Genomic DNA, 3,741 nt, shown 5'->3' with positions numbered 1-3,741 from the left:
ACGGCTTCTGTATCTGCTAATACTACTTTGACAAACTGAGTATCTCGGTCGGTACTTGTCGCAGGTTCAGTAGAGGTGCTATTACCGCCACCTGTGACTACTTGCCCCGTTTGTAGCGCGGTCATAGGATTGACCCCAAATACTAGCCACAAGATTCCAGCGATAATAATACCTCCTATACCGCCGCCTATCATCTTGCCGCCGCCGCGACTACTGCGAACATTTGAGCTGCCACGCCTATTTTGCCATTTCATAATTGTGTCCTTAAATAAAAGATAGGGGCAACTGTCAATTGATAACTCTTTATACTACAGTCGCTGGTATTATTATTTGATGTTTTTTATACTTATAGTGAAGAGATTAATAGTAGTAGATCATACAATAAATTAAATCAATATATTATTTCACTTTCGTAGAAACTCACTTGCTTAATATGAGCCGATAAGCCTTTAATAGTATAGGCAGTAAGTAGCAAATATTACCACTTATTTTATTGTTACTTAATTGTAAAGCCTATTCCTATTTAGATAGAAAAGATATAGAATGCGTGAAAGCTGAGTAGCTGCAACTAAGAGTAGTTGATATTCGATATTTCGAATATTCAACTTTTTATTGTTGCTATTAAACATTTCATTTTTCTGGAGAATACCCTATGAACCTTAAATTACTTGCACTTGCTGGTGTTATGACTGCTGCTATGGGCTTAACTGCTTGTGATAGCAATACTGAAAACGCTGCTGAAGATTTATCTGACGCACAAGAAGAAGTACAAGACGCTCAAGAAGAGCTAAACGAAGCTGCTGCTGATGGCGAAGTTGTACCTGCTGATGCTGAAGCTGCTGTTGTCGCTGCTGAAGCTGACATCGCTGAAGCTCAAGCTGCTACTGCTACTGACGAGATGGATGCTGAAGTACCTGTAGACGGTACGACTACTAGCATGGACGTCGCTAGCGAAACTGATCCAGCCGTTGCTGCTTCTGACGAAGTTGTTGTTGTTGAGTAATAGTCGTTATTGCTAATTGTTGCAATGATAACTACGAAAAAAGAGAGCGAAAGCTCTCTTTTTTTATGCCTGAATGTTTTTAAACTTTTTGCGCATTAAGATCACGCATCAGATCACTTGCAGCCTCTGCACTCAAAAGATACGGATTAAAATCTATAGTCGTTGAGTACTTGAGATAAATAGCAGCATTGTCTTGCGTAGGTGATGCATAGTTCATTGACCACTGGGCCCACTCTCTATGTTTGAGCTCATGAGTTTCAAGAACTTGCAAATCATGGTGGCGTTGATCTGCCATCAAACTATACAGCAACCGATTGATCTGCGCTCTTGGTCCCTCAATAGTCTGCAAAAAGTAATTCTTATTAAAGATAAGCATACCAGTGATACCATTAGCAGCATTATTTTGCTGCGCTTGCTGCAATATCTCGTTGAAGTCTTTAGCTGAGACATCAGGATTTGCGCGGCTAGCATAAGTCATGCTCACCAGAATATGAGCATCTGAAGTAGATTGAGCCATGGGTTGTCCTCTTATAGATTATAAAATTTAGTTAGCTGATTGAGAACCAAGATTTTTTCTTTTTCGGTGCATTTAGCGCCTCTTGTTCTTGTTCATCAAGTGCTGATAATGTATCGATCAATAACATAATTTGATTAGTGCTCATCAGATACGGATTAAACTGCGTTCCTGTAGAATATTTGAGCGCTAAGCTTTTATTTTCATCACTTGGAATGAGGTATTTCATCGACCACTTATTCCAGCGTCGTTGTTCAACCTCGGAGCATTCAATGATCTGCAACGAAAAATGACGATCATCTTTGACCAATTTTCTCAATAATTCATTGATTACGGGTCTTGAGCCTTCAATACTTTGCAAAAAATAATTGTGATTAAAAACCAATGCGCCCGTAATACCATTGCGCTCATTATTCTGCTGTGCTTGCGCTAAAATACGCGTCACCTCACCATTTTCGTTATGATTGTTGTAGCGACTAATATAAGTGAGGCGCAAAATAATGTGCTCACCGTGTAGCCTTTGTGCGTTTTGCGCTTGTGAAAGCTCAGCCAATTCCATAAAGTACTCCAGTTCATTCGATCATATTTGTTTGGGTGTTACAGCAGCGTCACACATAACTGCAATTTAGATGCCAGGACTTTTGCCTAATAATTAGCGTCTCATTTTTTTGATAAAATCATCCATACCTCGTGCTAATTTTTCACTACTTGAGCTTTTGATTTCTTGAGCTAAAGCCATCAATTGCGCGGTATCATCGCATTGCTCTAAATTCAACAGATAACCCCAAGCTTCTTGTGGCGGCGCGTTTTTTTCGATATAGGTAGCTAAATCTGATTTCAACATATCATAATTGGCATCTAACGCTTTAGGCTTAGGCGCATTGCCTATAGCGGTCAGATCATCTGGATTTTGAGTATTAAACGTTCGCTCAAACTCAGCTTCGCTATTTTGTATATTTGGTCTAGCAATAGGAGAAGGTCTTGAGACTTCTTGTACGCCAGTAGACGCTGCATTTTTTGCGGCGCCAGCAACTTCGATACAATCAAACTCCAAAAGTAGCTCAAATAATGGGGTTACGCCGCCAAAACTTGCAAACATTTTGCTTTGATCTAAAGTATCTAAGTAGTTTTGATAGGTTCTTTTGCCATCAATCATAATCAGCAAAGTTCTAGCCTCTCGCGGCAATACCCCTATGCTATGATTTTTGATTTCATCGCGACCTATTTCACTTTTTTGAAAAACATCACCATATTTCATTTTATACATCCAATATCAATGTTAAGAGCAGCGTTTGTATATCAAAACGCTGTTTAAACTAAACTGTAGACTACAGAGCACAATACGTGCCAACTTTTGTGTCTCAGGCGTTCATTAGCCAAAGGCGAATTTTAAATTTAAAACCATAAAGACAAATAGCTATTATATTTAAATCAAACTACAAGATTTAATAGCTTTAAAACAAACTTAAAATGAATAATTATTATTAAAGTAGCATAAAAAAAAGCAACCTACACTAAAGACTTAATGTAGGCTACTTTTATAAGTATGAGAGGTCAAAAGAGTATGATAGAAGGTGTGCGCAGAGTACTAATATTGTCAAACAACGCTATAAGTTGAAGGATGACTAGACTTCGAGTAAATGCTCATCGACTTTTTGACGAAATTTTTGCCCTGTCTTAAAGGTAACTACTCGGCGGGCTGAGACAGCAACAGGCTCTCCTGTCTTAGGATTGCGCCCTGGTCGACTGTTTTTGTCTTTTAGCTCAAAATTGCCAAAGCCTGAGAGCTTGACTTCACGTCCCTCAATTAAGTTGTCAGCCAGCTCATCAAAGAAATTCTCTACTAAGCAGCGCCCTTCTTGACGTGTTAGGTTCATATGACTCATCAAATGCTCAATCATGTCAGATTTTGTCAGGGTACTCACAATATAGCTCCTATGTTAGCGCTAATGGGGTGGTCAAAATATTGTCTATTACCTACTATTATAAAGGATTTTAGTTGGCTTTTTAATAAAATCCTTTATTAATAAATAGTTAGCTATTTTTGATGATTAAAACGGATAGTTGACTCTTAACTATCGCGTAGCTGGACAGCGTGCTGCTCAGTGAGCGCTTGCACAACTTTGTCAGTCGTCGTTTTTACGTCCTCATCAGATAACGTTTGTATGCTATCTTGCCATATTAAAGCAAAAGCGAGTGAGCGCTGATTTGCTGGTACTTTGTC

At 38.9% G+C, this 3,741-nt stretch carries 7 protein-coding genes; 1 reads left to right on the top strand and 6 read right to left on the bottom strand.

Annotated features, from left to right (window positions below):
• Positions 1-254: neutral zinc metallopeptidase (locus ACTXGO_RS10935; RefSeq protein ID WP_443574486.1), on the bottom strand; the 254-nt coding region annotated here is incomplete at its 3' end.
• A gap of 398 nt (positions 255-652) precedes the next feature.
• On the opposite strand from ACTXGO_RS10935, the gene ACTXGO_RS10930 reads away from it, so the two are divergent.
• On the top strand, positions 653-1,003 hold the full coding sequence (locus ACTXGO_RS10930) for a hypothetical protein (protein WP_435949785.1): 351 nt from the start codon (positions 653-655) through the stop codon (positions 1,001-1,003).
• A 79-nt stretch (positions 1,004-1,082) separates the two neighbouring features.
• Here ACTXGO_RS10930 and ACTXGO_RS10925 read toward each other — a convergent pair whose 3' ends face one another.
• The 5 genes from ACTXGO_RS10925 to ACTXGO_RS10905 all read right to left on the bottom strand — a co-directional run.
• Positions 1,083-1,520: a BLUF domain-containing protein gene (locus tag ACTXGO_RS10925; RefSeq protein ID WP_435949786.1), complete on the bottom strand. Its 438-nt coding sequence runs from the start codon at positions 1,518-1,520 to the stop codon at positions 1,083-1,085.
• 31 nt (positions 1,521-1,551) lie between these two features.
• Positions 1,552-2,076 (bottom strand): BLUF domain-containing protein, encoded by a 525-nt coding sequence (locus tag ACTXGO_RS10920; RefSeq protein WP_317200079.1) that lies wholly within the window; start codon positions 2,074-2,076, stop codon positions 1,552-1,554.
• Positions 2,077-2,169: 93 nt separating this feature from the next.
• Positions 2,170-2,775: a hypothetical protein gene (locus tag ACTXGO_RS10915; protein ID WP_443574484.1), complete on the bottom strand. Its 606-nt coding sequence runs from the start codon at positions 2,773-2,775 to the stop codon at positions 2,170-2,172.
• 367 nt (positions 2,776-3,142) lie between these two features.
• Complete coding sequence (locus tag ACTXGO_RS10910) at positions 3,143-3,442, bottom strand: integration host factor subunit alpha (protein ID WP_435949788.1); 300 nt, start codon at positions 3,440-3,442, stop codon at positions 3,143-3,145.
• A gap of 146 nt (positions 3,443-3,588) precedes the next feature.
• A partial coding sequence (locus ACTXGO_RS10905; RefSeq protein ID WP_443574488.1) for a phenylalanine--tRNA ligase subunit beta-related protein occupies positions 3,589-3,741 on the bottom strand: 153 nt, incomplete at its 5' end.

It is taken from the genome of Psychrobacter sp. T6-1 (genome assembly GCF_052258445.1).
The sequence above is the reverse complement of the archived record's forward strand: the minus strand, read 5'-3'. Positions and strand labels throughout refer to the sequence as shown.

What these genes read in the sequence shown, in the direction of transcription:
- ACTXGO_RS10930 (WP_435949785.1), top strand. Translation starts at nt 653, where the DNA reads ATGAACCTTAAATTACTTGCACTTGCTGGTGTTATGACTGCTGCTATG.
- ACTXGO_RS10920 (WP_317200079.1), bottom strand. Translation starts at nt 2,076, where the DNA reads ATGGAATTGGCTGAGCTTTCACAAGCGCAAAACGCACAAAGGCTACAC.
- ACTXGO_RS10925 (WP_435949786.1), bottom strand. Translation starts at nt 1,520, where the DNA reads ATGGCTCAATCTACTTCAGATGCTCATATTCTGGTGAGCATGACTTAT.
- ACTXGO_RS10915 (WP_443574484.1), bottom strand. Translation starts at nt 2,775, where the DNA reads ATGAAATATGGTGATGTTTTTCAAAAAAGTGAAATAGGTCGCGATGAA.